This is a genomic window from Kangiella sp. HZ709 (assembly GCF_009674675.1).
Taxonomy (GTDB): domain Bacteria; phylum Pseudomonadota; class Gammaproteobacteria; order Enterobacterales; family Kangiellaceae; genus Kangiella.
Genome location: NZ_WKJC01000001.1, coordinates 1668400 through 1685718, shown reverse-complemented (window position 1 = coordinate 1685718; position 17319 = coordinate 1668400). Strand labels below are relative to the sequence as shown.

At 39.1% G+C, this 17319-nt stretch carries 13 protein-coding genes; 2 read left to right on the top strand and 11 right to left on the bottom strand.

Annotated features, from left to right (window positions below; all coding sequences use genetic code 11):
* Nucleotides 1–16: 16 nt before the first annotated feature.
* The 4 genes from GJS41_RS07890 to GJS41_RS07875 all read right to left on the bottom strand — a co-directional run bounded on the left by GJS41_RS07890 (nt 17) and on the right by GJS41_RS07875 (nt 3697).
* Entirely contained in the window at nt 17–496 is a 480-nt protein-coding gene (locus tag GJS41_RS07890; protein ID WP_154246733.1) for a hypothetical protein, read from the bottom strand.
* On the bottom strand, nt 480–1832 hold the full coding sequence (gene prsR, locus GJS41_RS07885; protein ID WP_154246732.1) for a PEP-CTERM-box response regulator transcription factor: 1353 nt from the start codon (nt 1830–1832) through the stop codon (nt 480–482). The genes GJS41_RS07890 and prsR overlap by 17 nt, the downstream gene beginning before the upstream one ends.
* 25 nt (nt 1833–1857) lie before the next feature.
* Nucleotides 1858–3324: an XrtA/PEP-CTERM system histidine kinase PrsK gene (gene prsK, locus GJS41_RS07880; protein ID WP_154246731.1), complete on the bottom strand. Its 1467-nt coding sequence runs from the start codon at nt 3322–3324 to the stop codon at nt 1858–1860.
* A 109-nt stretch (nt 3325–3433) separates the two neighbouring features.
* Complete coding sequence (locus GJS41_RS07875) at nt 3434–3697, bottom strand: acyl carrier protein (RefSeq protein ID WP_154246730.1); 264 nt, start codon at nt 3695–3697, stop codon at nt 3434–3436.
* A gap of 184 nt (nt 3698–3881) precedes the next feature.
* On the opposite strand from GJS41_RS07875, the gene serA reads away from it, so the two are divergent.
* Both serA and GJS41_RS07865 read left to right on the top strand, forming a co-directional pair.
* A complete protein-coding gene (gene serA, locus GJS41_RS07870; protein WP_154246729.1) occupies nt 3882–5114 on the top strand; it encodes a phosphoglycerate dehydrogenase in 1233 nt (410 codons plus the stop codon).
* An 11-nt stretch (nt 5115–5125) separates the two neighbouring features.
* Nucleotides 5126–5518, top strand: a complete 393-nt coding sequence (locus tag GJS41_RS07865; RefSeq protein ID WP_154246728.1) for a hypothetical protein — start codon at nt 5126–5128, stop codon at nt 5516–5518.
* Between the two features lie 43 nt (nt 5519–5561).
* On the opposite strand, the gene fba is transcribed toward GJS41_RS07865, so the two are convergent.
* The 7 genes from fba to GJS41_RS07830 form a co-directional block, all read right to left on the bottom strand.
* Nucleotides 5562–6626, bottom strand: coding sequence for a class II fructose-bisphosphate aldolase (fba, locus tag GJS41_RS07860; protein ID WP_154246727.1), 1065 nt, complete (start codon nt 6624–6626; stop codon nt 5562–5564).
* 33 nt (nt 6627–6659) lie between these two features.
* Nucleotides 6660–7856, bottom strand: coding sequence for a phosphoglycerate kinase (locus tag GJS41_RS07855; protein ID WP_154246726.1), 1197 nt, complete (start codon nt 7854–7856; stop codon nt 6660–6662).
* A 131-nt stretch (nt 7857–7987) separates the two neighbouring features.
* On the bottom strand, nt 7988–8989 hold the full coding sequence (gene gap, locus GJS41_RS07850; protein WP_154246725.1) for a type I glyceraldehyde-3-phosphate dehydrogenase: 1002 nt from the start codon (nt 8987–8989) through the stop codon (nt 7988–7990).
* Nucleotides 8990–9044: 55 nt separating this feature from the next.
* A complete protein-coding gene (tkt, locus tag GJS41_RS07845) occupies nt 9045–11057 on the bottom strand; it encodes a transketolase (RefSeq protein WP_154246724.1) in 2013 nt (670 codons plus the stop codon).
* Nucleotides 11058–11199: 142 nt separating this feature from the next.
* Complete coding sequence (locus GJS41_RS07840; RefSeq protein WP_154246723.1) at nt 11200–15771, bottom strand: EAL domain-containing protein; 4572 nt, start codon at nt 15769–15771, stop codon at nt 11200–11202.
* Nucleotides 15772–15877: 106 nt separating this feature from the next.
* A complete protein-coding gene (locus GJS41_RS07835; protein WP_154246722.1) occupies nt 15878–16456 on the bottom strand; it encodes a DsbA family protein in 579 nt (192 codons plus the stop codon).
* 123 nt (nt 16457–16579) lie between these two features.
* Nucleotides 16580–17206 (bottom strand): c-type cytochrome, encoded by a 627-nt coding sequence (locus tag GJS41_RS07830; protein WP_154246721.1) that lies wholly within the window; start codon nt 17204–17206, stop codon nt 16580–16582.
* Nucleotides 17207–17319: the final 113 nt, after the last annotated feature.

Genomic DNA, 17319 nt, shown 5'->3' with positions numbered 1-17319 from the left:
ATAGCTAATCATAAGTTTAATTTCGCCACCAACTTAATCTTTGGTTACTGTGATCCCAGTAAATATGGAAAGGATCGCAATCTTTTTTATCCGTTACGCGCAGCCCTCGGCATTCAGGACAATATTGATAGCCTCTTGGTGTAGGGCTAACTTTCTGGCGAATGGGATATTTTTGACTTTCCACTGTTAAAGTTGCTTCCGTGCCGCAGATAGAATTTTTCTGATTGGCTTTATCTACAAATAACTCTATGAAATCTATCTTAGTCACATCATCTTGTAAAAAAACACTGACAATAACAGTCTTATCACTTACTCCTAGCAGAGCTCGCTCCTGCTCTCCATCGTTGTTGATATCAAGCATAATTTCTGGTTGATTATTAGACCAGTCATGATTTTGCCAACGTTCTTTAAGCGCCGTTGCTTGCGGGTCAGGATCACAAGCAGATAAAATCAACACAAAAATAATTAATGCAAAAAATTTAATGTTGAATTCCATATTTATCCATCAAGCTGTATAAAGTTGGTCTAGTTACACCAAGTAATTTCGAGGCCTTTGATATATTACCATTAGATAAAACAATCGCTCGCTGAATAGCTTTTGACTCCGATACTTCACGAACCTGCCTTAAATTTAGCGGCATTTCTCTTAATTGATTTTGTTCTAACTGCAATTCTTCGGCCCCTATCTGATTACTTTCTGACATAACCACTGCAGCTTTGACTTTATTTTCTAATTCGCGAACATTGCCAGGCCATTCGTAAGCTTCCATCGCATGCACAGCTTCAGAGGTAAAACCTCTAAAATTGCGAGAATATTGTCGGTTAAATTTCTCCAGCATAGAACGAGCGATTAGTACCACATCACCGTTCCGTTCCTTTAACGATGGAATAGTTAAACTTACTTCACTTAAACGATAAAATAGATCTTCCCTAAACTTCCCTTGCTCTACCAACTCACTCAGCGGCTGATGAGTAGCTGCAACAATTCGCACATCAACTTCAATTTGCTCTCTGCCGCCAATCCTTTCCACCTGTCGCTCTTGCAAAAAGCGTAACATCTTTGCCTGTAATTGCATTGGCATATCACCAATCTCATCTAAAAATAAAGTACCTCCATTGGCACTTTCAACTTTACCAATAGTTAACTTGTTTGCTCCTGTGAAGGCTCCAGGCTCATAGCCAAATAATTCGCTTTCTAACAAATTCTCTGGAATCGCGGCGCAATTGATAGCGACTGACTTATTATTATTTCTTGGGCTTATTTCATGAATAGCTCGAGCTAACAACTCTTTTCCGGTACCGCTATCTCCTAGCAACATAACGCTAACATCTGTTGGTGCAACTTTTTCAATTTTTTGGCAAACCCCCAGCATCTCTGGGCTACTGGCAATAATGCCATGAAAACTGTCAGTTTGGCGTTTAAATAAATTACGATTGTCTTCTTCTAAATTAGCTAGATCAAACGCTCTTTTGACAATTAAAGAAAGTTCTTCTGCCTGAATAGGTTTTTGGTAAAAGTCATAAGCACCCAACTCAACAGCTTTAAGTGCTATATCCCTCTGGTCGTTACCCGTTACAACAATAACTTTCGTTGCCGGTGCTAATAGTAAGATTTCTTCCAACAAAGCTAAACCTACAGAAGCATTGGCTGGATCAGGCGGTAGTCCTAAATCTAAAGTTACGACTTTAGGTTCAAATCTACGAATCTCTTCAATAGTCTTAGTGTGGCTATCCGTTAAAATGACATTGTAATCATCAAAGGTCCATTTCAATTGTTTCTGCAACCCTTCATCATCTTCAACGATCAGTAGTTCCAATTTATTTTGGCTCATTTTTATCTCCATCTATCATCGTCTTTTATTCCTCTTGCGCAGCCAAAGACATTATCATGGTACAGTGAGTACCTCGTCCTAAACGACTTCGTATTATTAAATCACCATCATTACTTCTGAGCAAATAGCGGCATTGATAAACGCCGATTCCCATACCTGCATTACCCTTAGTGGTTTCAAAAGGTTTAAATAAGCTTTCTCGCATGAACTCTTCACTCATACCTATTCCCTCATCTATAATATCCCAATAGAGTCCATCATTTTGTAATTTGATTTTATGCTTCACTTTAGCGCTTGCCACTGCCAGCTCGATGCTTTCTTTTGCTTTGACTGCCTCTTGCGCATTTTCTTCTAAATGTAAAATAATATTCAGCAATTGCTCTTGAGCTCCAGCTACAAAAACCATAGGAATTTCTTTATCAAATTGTACCTTAATATCTTTTGCAATTACCTCTTCCACTAAATCTGGTAAGTAAGTTTTGCTATAACCTGGCTGTGATGATTCTTTGCGTCGTAACTGTTTTAACATTTTACCTAAACGATTATGTGCACTCTTAACTGTTTCAAAACTATCGTTTATAAATTCAGGGTTACTTCCAAATTTATGTGAATTTTGGGTAATTAATTCCAATTGGGCGGATACATTTTTTAGATCATGCACTACAAAGGTTGACAGTTTATTAAAGGCTGCAAACTCTCTTTGTTCATACAAACTGGAAGTTGCCTCATATAAACCTAAGTAACTGGCCATTTGTTGGCCTGCAGCTTTTAACAAATCATGATCTTCCCAGTTTAGACTAGGAGTATCATCTAACCGTTTCAATCCAACAATGGCTACTAGCTCTTTTTTCCGCCTCAAAGGTACAAAAATTTTTATAGCACTTTTATCAAACTGACTCAGGTCTAATTTTAGATTGTTATAAATTTTCGGATCTTTTTGATATTCAGTTACATCGATAACCCAATTATAGCGATCAACAAACTCAATTAATTCTGATGGCAATCGATAATTTTGTTCGCTAGTAAGAGGAGAGTTCCAATGGTCAACATAACCAAATCGACCCGCATTTTTTGCCCATAACTTACCGCCTGGACTAGTCACCATTTCAGCTAAAGCTTGAATAGTTTTTGGATAAAAGTTTTGTTCTTGATGAGCGTAATCCAGAGCACTATTAAAACCCAGCCAGGATTCGCGATAGTCATATTTATAGAGAGAAAAAGCCTTAGCTATCTTGACCTTTAATTGACTGCGGGCTCTTTGATTGAGACTAAACCAGAGTATTGCTAAGGCTAATAATAAAGCCAGCAGTAATATTATTATTAGAAGGGTAAAATTATTATATAAGGACGGCCATTTGTGCAGTAACCAATAAACACCAAAGAGCAATGCCAAGGCAGGAGTAAATAACCTAATATATTTAGGTAAACGCCTACGCAAAGCAAGGATAGAAATTACAATTAGCAGCAATCCCAATGCTATTACAAATTCCATTAAATTCTATTTAAAGATGTTATAAGTTGATTATCTTATTGTTATAAAAGAATTTTTATAAAAAAGCCAATGATTCACTGAGAAGTTGTGAGCAGCTTTGATAGATATTTTAGATTGCAGTTGCTGCCTGCTGAATGTCAATAAATTCCAAGAGTGTTGACACTGACTCAAACGCATCACCCGTAAGTTCATCTTCAGCCACACTAATAGAGAATTGCTCTTCCAATTCCATTAATATAGAAACAATAGCCATTGAATCAAACTCTGGGAAATTTCCTAGCAATAATGTATCTGAAGAAAATTCCTCAGCATCAATAGACAAAGTTTCACTAAGAATTTCTATTAATTTGTCTAAATTTGGGCTCACAGACATCTAAACCTCTTAAAATTACATTACGGATAAGTCGCAGCCAAGCGGCGCACATTGTATCAGGAAGATTCTTTGAAATCGCCTAAAACTGCTACTTTTTTCACCATCTTTAACAATTGCAATTTTCCCCTTTTATCAAGCTCACGCTTTTGGTTAAATAGGTACAAATGGTCAAACCAGATTTGTTATGGCAAACCCAACTTCATTTAATAAAGATCAGTTAAAAGTCTTATTGCTCGAAGGCGTTCATCCTCAAGCAGAAGCGTTATTTCGCCATGATGGCTATAATAACATCAAAAAATATAGCACTGCCTTATCGGGAGATGAGTTAAAGCAAGAAATCTCTGATAGCCATTTTGTGGGTATTCGCTCAAGGACGCAAATTTCTAAAGACGTGTTAGATTCCGCAGAGAAATTAGTCACCATCGGTTGCTTTTGTATCGGCACCAACCAAGTAAACCTAGATGCTGCTCAATTTAGAGGCGTTCCTGTTTTTAATGCTCCTTATTCCAACACCCGAAGTGTTGCCGAGCTGGTTTTGGGCGAGATGATTATGTTGCTACGTGGAATCCCTGAAAAAAATGCCGCTGCCCACCGTGGCGAATGGCAAAAGTCCGCCACCAACTCGAATGAAGCACGTGGTAAAACTTTAGGTATTATTGGCTATGGCCATATTGGCACTCAGCTCGGTATTCTGGCTGAGGGTATTGGTATGAAAGTTCGTTTCTACGATATTGAAAACAAACTCTCTCTTGGCAATGCCGAACAAGAAGCAGACTTTAATACTTTATTAGCTCAATCTGACGTCATTTCATTGCACGTTCCAGAAACCCCTCAAACCAAAGGGCTCATCTCTTCGTCTCAATTATCTCAAATGCAAAAACATGCTATTTTAATAAATGCCTCACGCGGGACTGTGGTTGATATTGATGCCTTAGTTTCATGCTTAGAGAACAAAGGCATTGCCGGTGCGGCACTAGACGTTTTCCCTACAGAGCCAAAATCTAACAATGAAACTTTTCAATCTCCATTGAGGCAGTTTGATAATGTTATTTTGACTCCTCATATTGGCGGATCGACCTTAGAAGCACAAGAAAACATTGCCATCGAAGTTACCGAAAAAATGATCAAATACAGTAACAATGGCTCCACTGTTTCGTCTGTTAACTTCCCAGAGGCAGCTTTACCGGCTCATACTGGTACCCATAGGATTTTACATATTCATAGAAATCAGCCCGGTGTCTTATCCCAGATCACCCATATTTTGGCTGATAATAATGTGAATATCTCAGCGCAATATTTGCAGACTAAAGATCAAATTGGTTATGTTGTTACCGATATTGACGAAAGCTCAAGTAAAATTGCGTTAGAACAAATGCGTAAAATCGAAGGGACTATTCGAGCCAGAATTTTATATTAATGGACAAAACTATGCGTAAATTATCAATACTATTATTTTTTTTATTAACCGCTTGCGGCGTTAGCAAAACTAGCGATAGTAATTCAACTGATCAAATTTATGATGGCCATATTAAAAGTATCGATGAGCAACTTAAAGCTTGGAATAGCGAAACTAAGCAGTGGCTAGCAGTAGAAGACTTTTGGCTTGCCTATGCCGAAAGAAATGGAGGTCTGACTTGGGGAAAAGGAAAGCAATATCCAACTTATGAGCAAGTAGAGGAATTTGATACTTTTCTAGTGCAAGTAGAACAGGGTAATTGTTTAATGGAATTCTTTCACTCAAGATGGCGGAGAGCAAATGATGTTAGACGATGGGATGACAAACATAATGAATATGACGGATGTCCATATGTGTTTGAATGAAAAAACCGGCTCATGCCGGTTTTTTCATTCTCTTATTAGTAAATTAGTTAACTCTCGGATCCAATTTTCCAGCCTTATAATCTATTGCCATTTGTTCCATATTAATTGGCTTAATCTTTGAAGCGTTACCCGCCGTTCCAAAAGATTCATATCGTGCTTTACATATAGATTGCATTGCATCTTGAGCAACTTTGTTATATTTACGAGGGTCAAATTCTTTTGGATTTTGCTTTAAAAATTTACGTACAGCACCGGTTGCGGCTAAACGTAAATCCGTATCGATATTAACTTTACGAACTCCATACTTAATACCTTCTTGAATTTCTTCAACCGGTACGCCGTAGGTTTCGCCTAAATCACCGCCATATTCATTGATGACTGCCAGCCAATCTTGCGGTACTGAAGAAGAACCATGCATTACTAAATGCGTATCGGGAATACGCTTATTAATCTCTTTAATGCGTTGAATTGATAAAACATCGCCTGTAGGCGGGCGCGTAAATTTATATGCACCATGTGAAGTACCAATAGCAATTGCTAGCGCATCAACTCCCGTGTCTTTGACAAACTGTGCTGCTTCTTCAGGATCTGTAAGTAACTGATCTTCAGTTAAAATACCTTCAGCGCCAGAACCATCTTCTTCACCAGCCATGCCAGTTTCTAAAGAACCTAAGCATCCTAACTCACCTTCAACTGATACACCGCAAGCGTGCGCCATATCTGTTGCCAGTTTAGTTACTCGCGCATTGTATTCGTAAGACGCTGGTGTTTTCATGTCTTCCTCTAAGGAGCCATCCATCATTACCGAACTAAAACCCAGTTGAATCGATTGCTGACAAATTGCCGGCGAAGCACCATGATCTTGATGCATACATACTGGAATATGCGGAAACTCCTCGGTAGCGGCTAAGATCAAATGGCGTAAAAAATTCGATCCTGCGTATTTGCGTGCTCCGGCAGAAGCCTGAACGATTACCGGAGAATCCGTCTCATCAGCTGCCTGCATTACTGCACGCATTTGCTCTAAATTATTAACGTTAAACGCTGGAATACCGTAACCATGCTCTGCTGCATGATCTAATAATTGTCTTAATGTAATTAATGCCATAACTTTTACCTTTACCTAATCCTATAATTTTTATTAAGCGCTTTCTTTTGCAGTTTCCTGAGCTCTTTGCTCAAGAATTGCCACCGCCGGTAACTCTTTACCTTCTAAGAATTCTAAAAATGCTCCACCACCAGTTGAGATGTAAGAGACCTGTTCTTTAATTCCGTATTTATCAACTGCCGCAACGGTATCACCACCACCAGCAATCGAAAAAGCATCACTATCGGCAATTGCCCGGGAAATTATTTCCGTACCTTTACCAAATTGATCAAATTCAAAAACCCCTACTGGTCCATTCCAAACAATAGTTTTTGCATTAGCCAAAATCTTTGCCAAATACTCTGCAGACTCTTGCCCGATATCAAATATCATATCATCATCTTGCACTTCAGAAACAGACTTAGCTTCTGCTGCTGCTGACTCAGAAAATTCTTTACCAGTAACCACGTCTACTGGTACAGGAATCTCACCGCCACTAGCTTTTGCCTGTGCAATTAACCGTTGTGCTTCAGGAATTAGGTCTGCTTCATACAATGATTTGCCAACATTTTTATCGGTAGCAGCAATAAATGTATTCGCAATACCCCCACCGACAATCAATTGATCAACGATTCCTGATAGTTTTTCTAATACCGTTAATTTCGTAGAAACTTTAGAACCACCGACAATCGCAACCATCGGTCTCGCTGGATTATCTAAAGCTTTACCTAAAGCCTCTAACTCACCTGCCAATAGTAAACCCGCACAAGCTACTGGAGCAAATTTAGCTACACCATGAGTTGAAGCTTGAGCTCTATGTGCAGTGCCAAAAGCATCATGCACAAATACATCGCAAAGATCAGCATACATTTTTGAAAGGCGATCATCGTTAGCTTTTTCACCAACATTACAGCGAACATTTTCAAAAACGACTAGTTCGCCCTGCTCAACCTCAATTCCATTCAAGTATTCAGTAGCCAAACGAACAGGGACATCTAATTGCTCGTTTAAGTAATCCACTACAATTTTCATGGAGTCTTTTTCAGTTAAAACCCCTTCTGTAGGACGACCACGGTGCGACATCACCATTACTTTAGCACCCTTTTCTAAAGCTAACTTAATGGTCGGAATTGATGCTTGAATACGTACATCACTGGTGATTTTTCCATCTTTAACAGGAACATTTAGATCTTCACGAATAAGCACACGCTTATTATTTAAATCTAAATCAGCCATTCTTAAAACATTCATGTTTTAGAACCTTTTATCAATAAAACTACAATAGTTAAAACGCAAAAGACTTTCCGAAAAAAGCCTTTTAAATTACCTAAATAAATCCCTCTCGGTTAGAAAGATTTTTCTCGCAATACAAGAAAAAGAACCTAAACAGACATCATTTTTATAGCAACATCTAACATGCGATTACTAAAACCCCACTCATTATCATACCAAGTCACCACCTTAACCAAGTTACCATTCATAACTCGTGTTTGACCTGCATCAAAAGTAGAAGATGCTGGGCTGTGGTTAAAATCGATAGAGACTAATGGCTCATCGTTGTAGCAAAGCACATGATCATCTGCTGCTTTTTTTACAATTTCGTTAATTTCTTCTGCCGACGTATCACGACCTGCTTCAAAAGTTAAATCAACACAGGATACGTTAATGGTTGGAACACGCATCGCAAAGCCATCCATCACACCATTCAGTTCTGGTAACACTAAACCAACGGCTTTAGCTGCACCAGTTTTAGTTGGAATAATGCTTTGTGCTGCCGCACGAGCGCGTCGCAAGTCTTTATGTTGATTATCAATTAATTTTTGATCGTTGGTGTAAGCGTGAATAGTGTTAACCAAACCTGATTTGATTCCAACTGTATCGTTTAATACTTTTGCTAACGGTGCTAAACAGTTAGTAGTGCAAGAAGCATTAGAAACAACACGGTGCTCAGATTTTAAAATATCATCATTCACACCAAATACTACAGTTGCATCAACATCAGCTGCACCTGGTGCTGAGATCAACACTTTTTTCGCTCCGCCTTTAAAGTGCTTAGCAGCACCGGCTTGATCTTTGAATACTCCAGTACACTCAAAAACCACATCAACTTCTTGATCACCCCAAGGAATTAATTCCGGGTTACGTTCGGCATATAATTTAATTTTGTCGCCATTAACCATCATGTGTTCGCCGTCTGTAGACACATCTGCATTGAAACGACCATGGGTAGTATCATACTTAGTTAAATGTACAGTAGTCTCCGCTGGGTGCGATGAATTGATTGCAACTACTTGAATACGATCACGATAACCGTGCTCATAGATTGCGCGAAGTGCTGTGCGGCCAATACGACCATAACCATTAATTGCAACTTTAACTGTCATTTTAAAATCTCCGAAATACTACAGTTCGTAAAATAAATTTGATAAATCTTTAGCTCTAATCTTTAAAAAGCTCGTTAGTTTTAGCAGTAATATTTTCAACCGTAAAACCAAAATGTTTGAACAACTCACCTGCTGGTGCCGACTCACCAAAAGTCGTCATACCGACAACAGCACCATTCAAACCAACATATTTATACCAGTAATCAGCAATACCAGCTTCTATCGCCACTCTTTTGCTTACAGCACTTGGTAAAACTGACTCTCTATAACTTGCATCTTGTGCATCAAAAACATCAGTCGATGGCATTGATACCACACGTATGTTTTTGTCTAGTTTTGCCATTTCATTGGCAGCTTCAATTGCTAATTCAACTTCAGAACCAGTTGCGATATAAATAGCATCCGGTGTGCCAACCGTATCTTTAATAACATAAGCACCTTTTGCAATATTTGCTAACTGCTCTTGATTACGATCTTGATGCTGCAAATTTTGACGACTTAAACTCAAAGCCGTTGGTCCGTTACGATTTTCAATCGCAGCTTTCCAAGCTACAGCAGTTTCTACTGCATCACATGGACGCCACACCGAACAGTTTGGCGTTAAGCGCATATTGGCTAATTGCTCTACCGGTTGATGGGTAGGACCATCTTCACCTAAACCAATCGAATCGTGAGTGAACACATAAATTGCTTGTTGCTTCATCAAAGCAGCCATTCGCACCGCATTTCTGGCGTACTCCATAAATATTAGGAAAGTACCGCCGTAAGGCATTAAACCGCCATGTAGCGTCATACCATTCATAATGGCGCACATACCAAACTCTCGAACACCATAATAAAGGTAATTACCTGATGCGTCCTTTGCATCAATCCCTCTAGATGTATTACTAATCGTTAAGTTTGAACCCGCTAAATCTGCAGAGCCGCCAACCATTTCAGGTAGCAATGGTGAATAAGCATTAAGTGCCATTTGCGAAGCCTTGCGCGATGCAACCGTTGGACCTTCTGCTTGTAAGTTTTCAATATACTTTTGCGCTTCTGTGGCAAAGGTATCTGGTAATTTTGCCGCAAGGCGACGAGTTAATTCTGAAGCTAATTCTGGATGCGCTGCTTGATAAGAAGCAAACTTCTCATTCCATGCAGCTTCATACTTTTGACCTTGCTCTTGCGCATTCCAAGCATCGGCAATGCTATTTGGAATTTCAAAAGCCGGCGCAGTCCAACCTAATTTTTTACGTGCTAAAACGATTTCGTCTTCACCTAATGGTGCGCCATGACAATCTTCTTTACCTTCTTTATTTGGCGAACCAAAGCCAATCACCGTTTTACAACAAATTAAGGTCGGACGATTTGCATCCGCTTTAGCTTCTGCTACCGCTGCTTTGATTGCTTCAGGGTCATGGCCATCCACTGCTGGAATAACTTGCCAGCCGTAAGCTTCAAAACGTTTCGGCGTATCATCAGAGAACCAGCCTTCAACTTCGCCATCAATGGAGATGCCATTGTCATCCCAAAAAACAACTAACTTACCTAAACCCAAAGTTCCCGCTAAAGAGCAGACTTCGTGAGAAATACCTTCCATTAAACAGCCATCACCCATAAAGACATAAGTGTTATGATCAATAACTTCATGTCCGGGTTGATTAAATTGTGAAGCTAAAGTTTTTTCAGCTAAAGCAAAGCCTACCGCATTAGCAATACCTTGACCTAATGGACCGGTAGTAGTCTCAACCCCTGGAGTATAACCATATTCTGGATGCCCAGGAGTTTTAGAATGAATTTGGCGGAAGTTTTTGATGTCATTGATTGACACATCATAGCCAGTCAAATGCAATACAGAATACACCATCATAGAGCCATGACCATTGGACATCACAAAGCGATCACGGTTAGCCCAGTTAGGATTGGTTGGGTTGTGTTTGAAGAAATCGTTCCAAAGAACTTGGGCTATATCTGCCATGCCCATTGGGGCGCCAGGGTGACCAGACTTGGCTTTTTGCACAGCGTCCATACTTAATGCACGAATGGCGTTTGCCATCTCAAAACGACTTGGCGTTGATGCAGACATCGAATCTCCAATTAGATAGGGTATTTTTAAGGCGCATATTGTCTCAAACCCTTTACAGCCAAGCAAATGATTTGCCCAAATTTAAAACAATTTTTCGCTTATCGGGTAATGAAAACTCTAAATCTTGCGAGCTCGTTATTTACTAATCACTCATCTCATCTTCATGAGCCTCTTTTAACGCTCGGCTTAAGGTAGCACCTTTGTCGATTAAGAGCTTCTCTACTTCAAAAGCTGGTAAGGGACGACTGTAGATAAACCCTTGAATTTCTTCACATTTCATTTCTTCAAGCGCTTGAACCTGTTTAATGGTCTCCACCCCTTCAGCCACAACCTTAATATCTAAGTTATGCGCCAAGGTGATAATCGATGCCACTAATTTCTTGTCTCGCTCAGAATCATCCAGATCCCAAACAAACGACCTATCAACCTTTAAGGTATCAATAGGGAAGTCTTTCAAATTACCTAACGAAGAATAACCCACACCAAAATCATCCAAGGCTAATGATACCCCCATATCCTTCAAGGTGTGCATCTGCTGAATCGAATGGGCTAAATCTTGCATAACCATACCTTCAGTAATTTCAAACTCGATACTGCTAGCATCCACATTCGCTAAGTGCAGAGCATTCTTAACGGTTTCCCATAAGTTTTCATGATAAAACTGAATCGCAGACAGATTAATGGCCATTTTTCCATCAAAAATCCCCCGCTTTTGCCAGTCCCTAACTTGAATACAAGATTTTTCAATGACCTGCTGGCTGATAGGAATGATTAAACCCGTTTCTTCCGCTAATGGTATAAATTCATTTGGCATCACCAAGCCGCGTTTCTCACTACGCCATCGAATCAAAGCCTCAAAGCCAGTAATTTTCCCGCTTGCCAAACTCACCTTAGGCTGGTAGAACACCACGAACTCATCTTTCTCGATTGCCGCTCTTAACTCTGTTTCTAAATTTAAGCGCAACTTTGCTTGCTCGTTCATTTGCCTAGTATAGAACTGAAAAGTGTTTTTACCTTTCTTCTTAGCATAATACATCGCTGTATCGGCATTGCGCAGTAATTTATCCGCCGAAGCTCCATTTTCCGGGTACATTACAATTCCTATACTAGGGGACACTAAAATTCGACTTTCACTCAATTCAAGCTTGTGAGTAAATTTATCTAATACAGCTTGCGCAATCTCGGCTGGCTGATTCCATACTTCTACATCTTCAAGAAACATTATAAATTCATCCCCGCCTAAACGAGCAATAGTTCCTTTGCTATTACCCAACACCTCAATGAGATTTTCTGCAACTTTTATTAAAAGTTCATCTCCAACACTGTGTCCTAAAGAATCATTTACTTGTTTGAAATTATCCAAATCTACAAACAATAAAGCATGTTGTTTACCTTCAGAAGAATGACTCAAAATAGTTTCTACTTCTGCTCGGAATGTATTTCGATTAGGCAAACCCGTTAATTGATCGGTAGTCGCTAATCGGCGTAACTCTTTTTCGGCAATCTTACGGTAAGTAATGTCAGAGAAAACCCCAACATAGTTAGTAATGTTCCCATCATTATCTCGCACCACATCAATATTAATATCAATGGGGTAAACGCTGCCATCTTTTCTTATGGCTTCTAATTCGCCTTGCCAACTACCTTTCTCATCCAGTAACTTCATCAAGCGCGCATAAAAGCCATCATTCATGTCTTTAATCGCACTTTCTTGCATAGGAGCGCCAACAACTTCTTCGGCACTGTAATGAGTGATGGTTTCAAAAGCCTGATTAATGGCCACATACTTTAGTTCAGCATCCAAAATCCAAACTGCGTCAGAAATATTTTCAAATGATTTCACAATAATGCTAAGTTTCTGCTCAGCTTCTTTTAAATCAGAAACATTCTTAAGTGTGCCAGCCATCCGGACTGCTCGATTACCGTCGGACTCTACAATTTTCCCCTGATCTAACACCCAGAGCCATTTGCCTTTTTCATCGCTAATGCGGTAAGTGCTTTCAAAGTGCCCTGACTTGCCATTGATGTGCGCTTGAAGAGCCCGTTTTACAAACGGTAAATCATTGGGATGAATATTCGAATTACTTTCTGTATAGCCACTGCGCATACCGTCGCGTGGGAAATCCATGTTCCACTCATTGGATAAAAATAATTCTCCTGATTGAATATTCCAATCCCACAACTCATCACCACTTCCCCACAACGACAACTTTAACCGTTCCTCTGATTCAGCGAGTTTCTGACTAGCTGCCTTCTTCTCCTTTGCCCTAGTTTGATACAATGCGAAAATCGTTAGCATGGCTAATAAGGATAAAATGGTATAAAACAATAGGGCAAAATTAGAAAAGTAAGGTGAAGGCAAAACTTTGATGTTCAGCAACCTTGGTTCTTTATTCCAAACACCATCCTTATTCGAAGCTAATAATTTAAATTGATAATCAGAAGGTTCTAACTTTCCATATACTGCCCGACGATCGTTGGCATCTACTTCTATCCAATCTTTATCGAAACCTTCAAGTTGGTAACGAAAACGATTGTTTTTCGGACTCGCGTAATGCATAGCAGAAAAAGCAATCGATAAAGACGTTTCATCGTGATACAGAGTTAACTCTTCAGTTGAACTGATCGCTTTGTTGATATGTGCATCTTCCAAACCTACTTTGGCTACCTCGCCATTTATTAGAATATTGGTAATTATAGGTATTGCCAGATAAGGATCCTTTTGGAAAGAGTTTGAATCAAAATGAATCACGCCATTAATGCCTGCTAATAACACTTTACCTTTGTTATCAAGTGCTTTAGCTCCTAAGTTAAAATCACGAATTGGCTGGCCTTGAGCTAAACTAAAGTGAGTGAGGCTATTCTCATTTGCATCTAAACGAAATAATCCTCTAGCAGTTGCCACCCATAAGAAATTATTTTTATCTGCCATAATAGAGTACACGGTATTGTTTAGCATTGAAGTAGCATTATTTAAAACCGAAATTTTTTGCGTCGCAAAATCTACTTTATAGAGTCCATTTTGATAGGTACCGACCCAAAGTCTCTGATGAATATCTTGATAAACATCATAAATAGAGCCGGTGATACCTGTTGGCAATGGACTAATCAATTCATTTAGATTCTTTAAGCTTTCAGTAGCTATATCAAACTGAACAATACCTTGCTCCGTTCCCAACCAAATTTTTTTATTTTTTTCGTCGATGTCTAATGCAACAACTTTATTAATCAAACTGTATTGCTGCCTATCCAATAAATATTGCTTTAACTTACCTTGCTGATCTAAACGCCACAAACCAAAATCGGTACCAATCCAAATTTCACCTCTGTAATATTCCGCCGCATACAAAGTTGCGGGCTCCAGCTGTTGGGCATTTAATTTATTGAATTCCTCAGTATTTTTGTCATAAGTCCAAACGCTATCCGCTGCAAAAATCCAAATCTGACCGTTAGCCCCTTCAATGATCTCATTAATTGCATTTCCACTTACATCAGGTAATTGAATCTCTTCTGCGTAAACTAAACCATCTACTCCCGGCTTAAATACATTTAACCCATCAAATTCAGTTCCAAACCAATACCAGCCGTCAGCATCTTGCATCACTGAAAATACCGAGTCTCCTGTCAGCCTATAGTCACTGTCACCATGATGGGAAAAGAAATCAAACTCAATAAGGTTAGGATTTAAGTGATGAAGATTAGCATCTGTTGCTATCCATACAATGCCGGTTCGATCTTTCAGCAGGGTATTAATTCTTTCCACACCTTCAAGACCATCTTTTCCTCGTCGGCTAAAATACGAATGACTATTCACTGTATCCAGCTCTATATGGAACAAACCTTTCCGCTCAGTTCCAAGCCATAAGGTTTTATCATTGCCCTCAATAATACTGCTAATCTCCAGAAACGGCTCATCAATCCCATAACTGGCAACATCCACTAAACTCAATTCTTGCTCAGAAATATTCCATACATATAAACCGCTATTACTTAGAACATAAACTTCTGTTTCGGATTTTTGTGCAAATTGCTTGATGTTACCGATAACATTCTTATTATCGATCTGTTGAAAATAACCTTTATCATTTAAAATCGCTATTTTGCCACCACTAGTGCCTAATAAAGTGTGACTTTTAGTATTGATCAGTGCTGAAACTTCTTTATTCGCTAAAGGAATATCAATAGCATTGGTTAACTCTATTGGTAAGAAGTTCTTAGTATCTGCTTGAAAATATGAAACTCCATTTTCAGTCCCAATCCACATGTCTCCAGTATAAGCTTTTGCTATACTTAGAATCTGATTTCCTTTAATGGATTGCTGATTTGCTGGATTATGAAAAAAACTTTCAAACACGCCTTGTTCTTGCCAATAAACATTCAACCCATTATCGGTCCCAATCCAAACATTCCCGTAAGAATCTGTTTCTAATATCCTAATATCATCAGAGCTTAAATTGTCAGTGCGTTTAAAGAATTGTTGGCTACTATGACCATCATAACGATTCAACCCGGCAGCAGTTCCAGCCCAAATATAGCCTTTATTATCTTGAATAATATCTGTAATGATACTGTGTGACAGCTCGCTTTCGATCTCAAAGACCTTCAACGAACCCGATTGAGCATAAACAGAATAAGTGCTCTGCCAGCCCATACCAACTAGCAACAAAAACATTAGCGCAGCACGCACGATGGGTGAAAACAATAGAGCCTTCATCAATCCTCTTTGATTAGGGTTATTATTCTGTTTGGTAGGCTATACAGTTTTAAACAATTTCCAATAAAAATCAAAGGTATATACAAGCTTTTTAATTAAAAACCAATTATTTAATTTGCTTCGTCTGTAATGTCGCCAATGTGGCCTTTAATTTTTTAATGCTTTTGTTGCTTTTAGCATCTGTTGCAAACTTTCCGTTTACAATAAATGTCGGCACATACTTAACTTGATAATAGCGTGCCAACTCTTGTGATCGCTGCACAGCGGTAAACAGCTCTTTAGATTTTAAAGTGCTATCTAAGTCTTCCTTGTTAACCCCGAGCTCAACCAATGCTGCAGTCATCGCACTCAAATCAGTTGGATCTAGTTTCTTATCCAATAGCAATTGTCTAAATTTCTGTTGTAACTCAAGCTCCACAGCCAATAATTGCAAAGCTAGTAATATTTTTGCAGCTGGTCGCCAATCACTACGGGCAATCAAGGGTAACGTTTTATAATCGGAATCATCTATCTCCTGCTCGATCATTAGGCACGAATCACAGCCTAACCAGGTAAAATAAAGGTTATCACTTTCTTTTACCTCATTTTCAGGTGTTAGCTCCCAATATGTTGCCCCAATTATTACTCCAGAAAATAATGTCGAGGCAAATACAATTAGGCCGACAATAGCTTTATTCAATTCCATACTTTTTGTCTCTCAAGAATCCAAATTATCAATACACTATATGGTTATCAAAAAATATTATTGCATAAAAAAAGGTAACCTTAGGCTACCTTTTGAAAGAATAATACGTAAATTCAATAACTATTAATGCAAACCTAGCATAAAGTTTGCCACTGCTTCAATTTGCTTATCCGACATACGAACAGCTATATCACGCATTACTGCATTGTCGTCATTATTACGCGTGCCTGAAGCAAAAGCTTTTAATTGCTTAGCTGCATACTCAGGAAATTGGCCAGAAACCGAAGGGTAACCAGCAGCATTCAAACCTTGACCTGTAGCGCCATGACAAGCCGCACAAGCTGGTACGCCACGCTCAGCATCACCTTGGAAATAAAGTCTTTTGCCGAGCGCTAAAAATTCTTCATCAACACCACCAAGTTGGGTCTGTTGGGCTGCAAAGAATGCCGAAATGTCAGCTGCATCTTCTTCACTAACATTGCCCCACAAAGCTGCCATTTGAGCGCCAGTTCGACCTTTGCCTGCTTCTTTAGCGCCTAAACGGAAATCCTTGATTTGTTTCACTAGATATTTTTCATTTTGACCTGCTAATTTTGGCCAATCAGAGTTAACGCTATTGCCATCTTTACCATGACAAGCGGCACATTGTGCAGCTTTTTGTGCACCTGCAGTCGCATCGCCAGCTACTACTGAGCTAGAAAGCACTAAATTCGAACCTAATAATAAAGCTAAAAATGCTACTTTTTTCATTACACACCTTCAAAAACACAAAAACGGCCAAGCTTTTATTGCTTGAATGACCAAAAATCTTGAGGAAAATACAAAAGTTCGGTGAATTATAGGGAACTAACCAGTAAAATGCC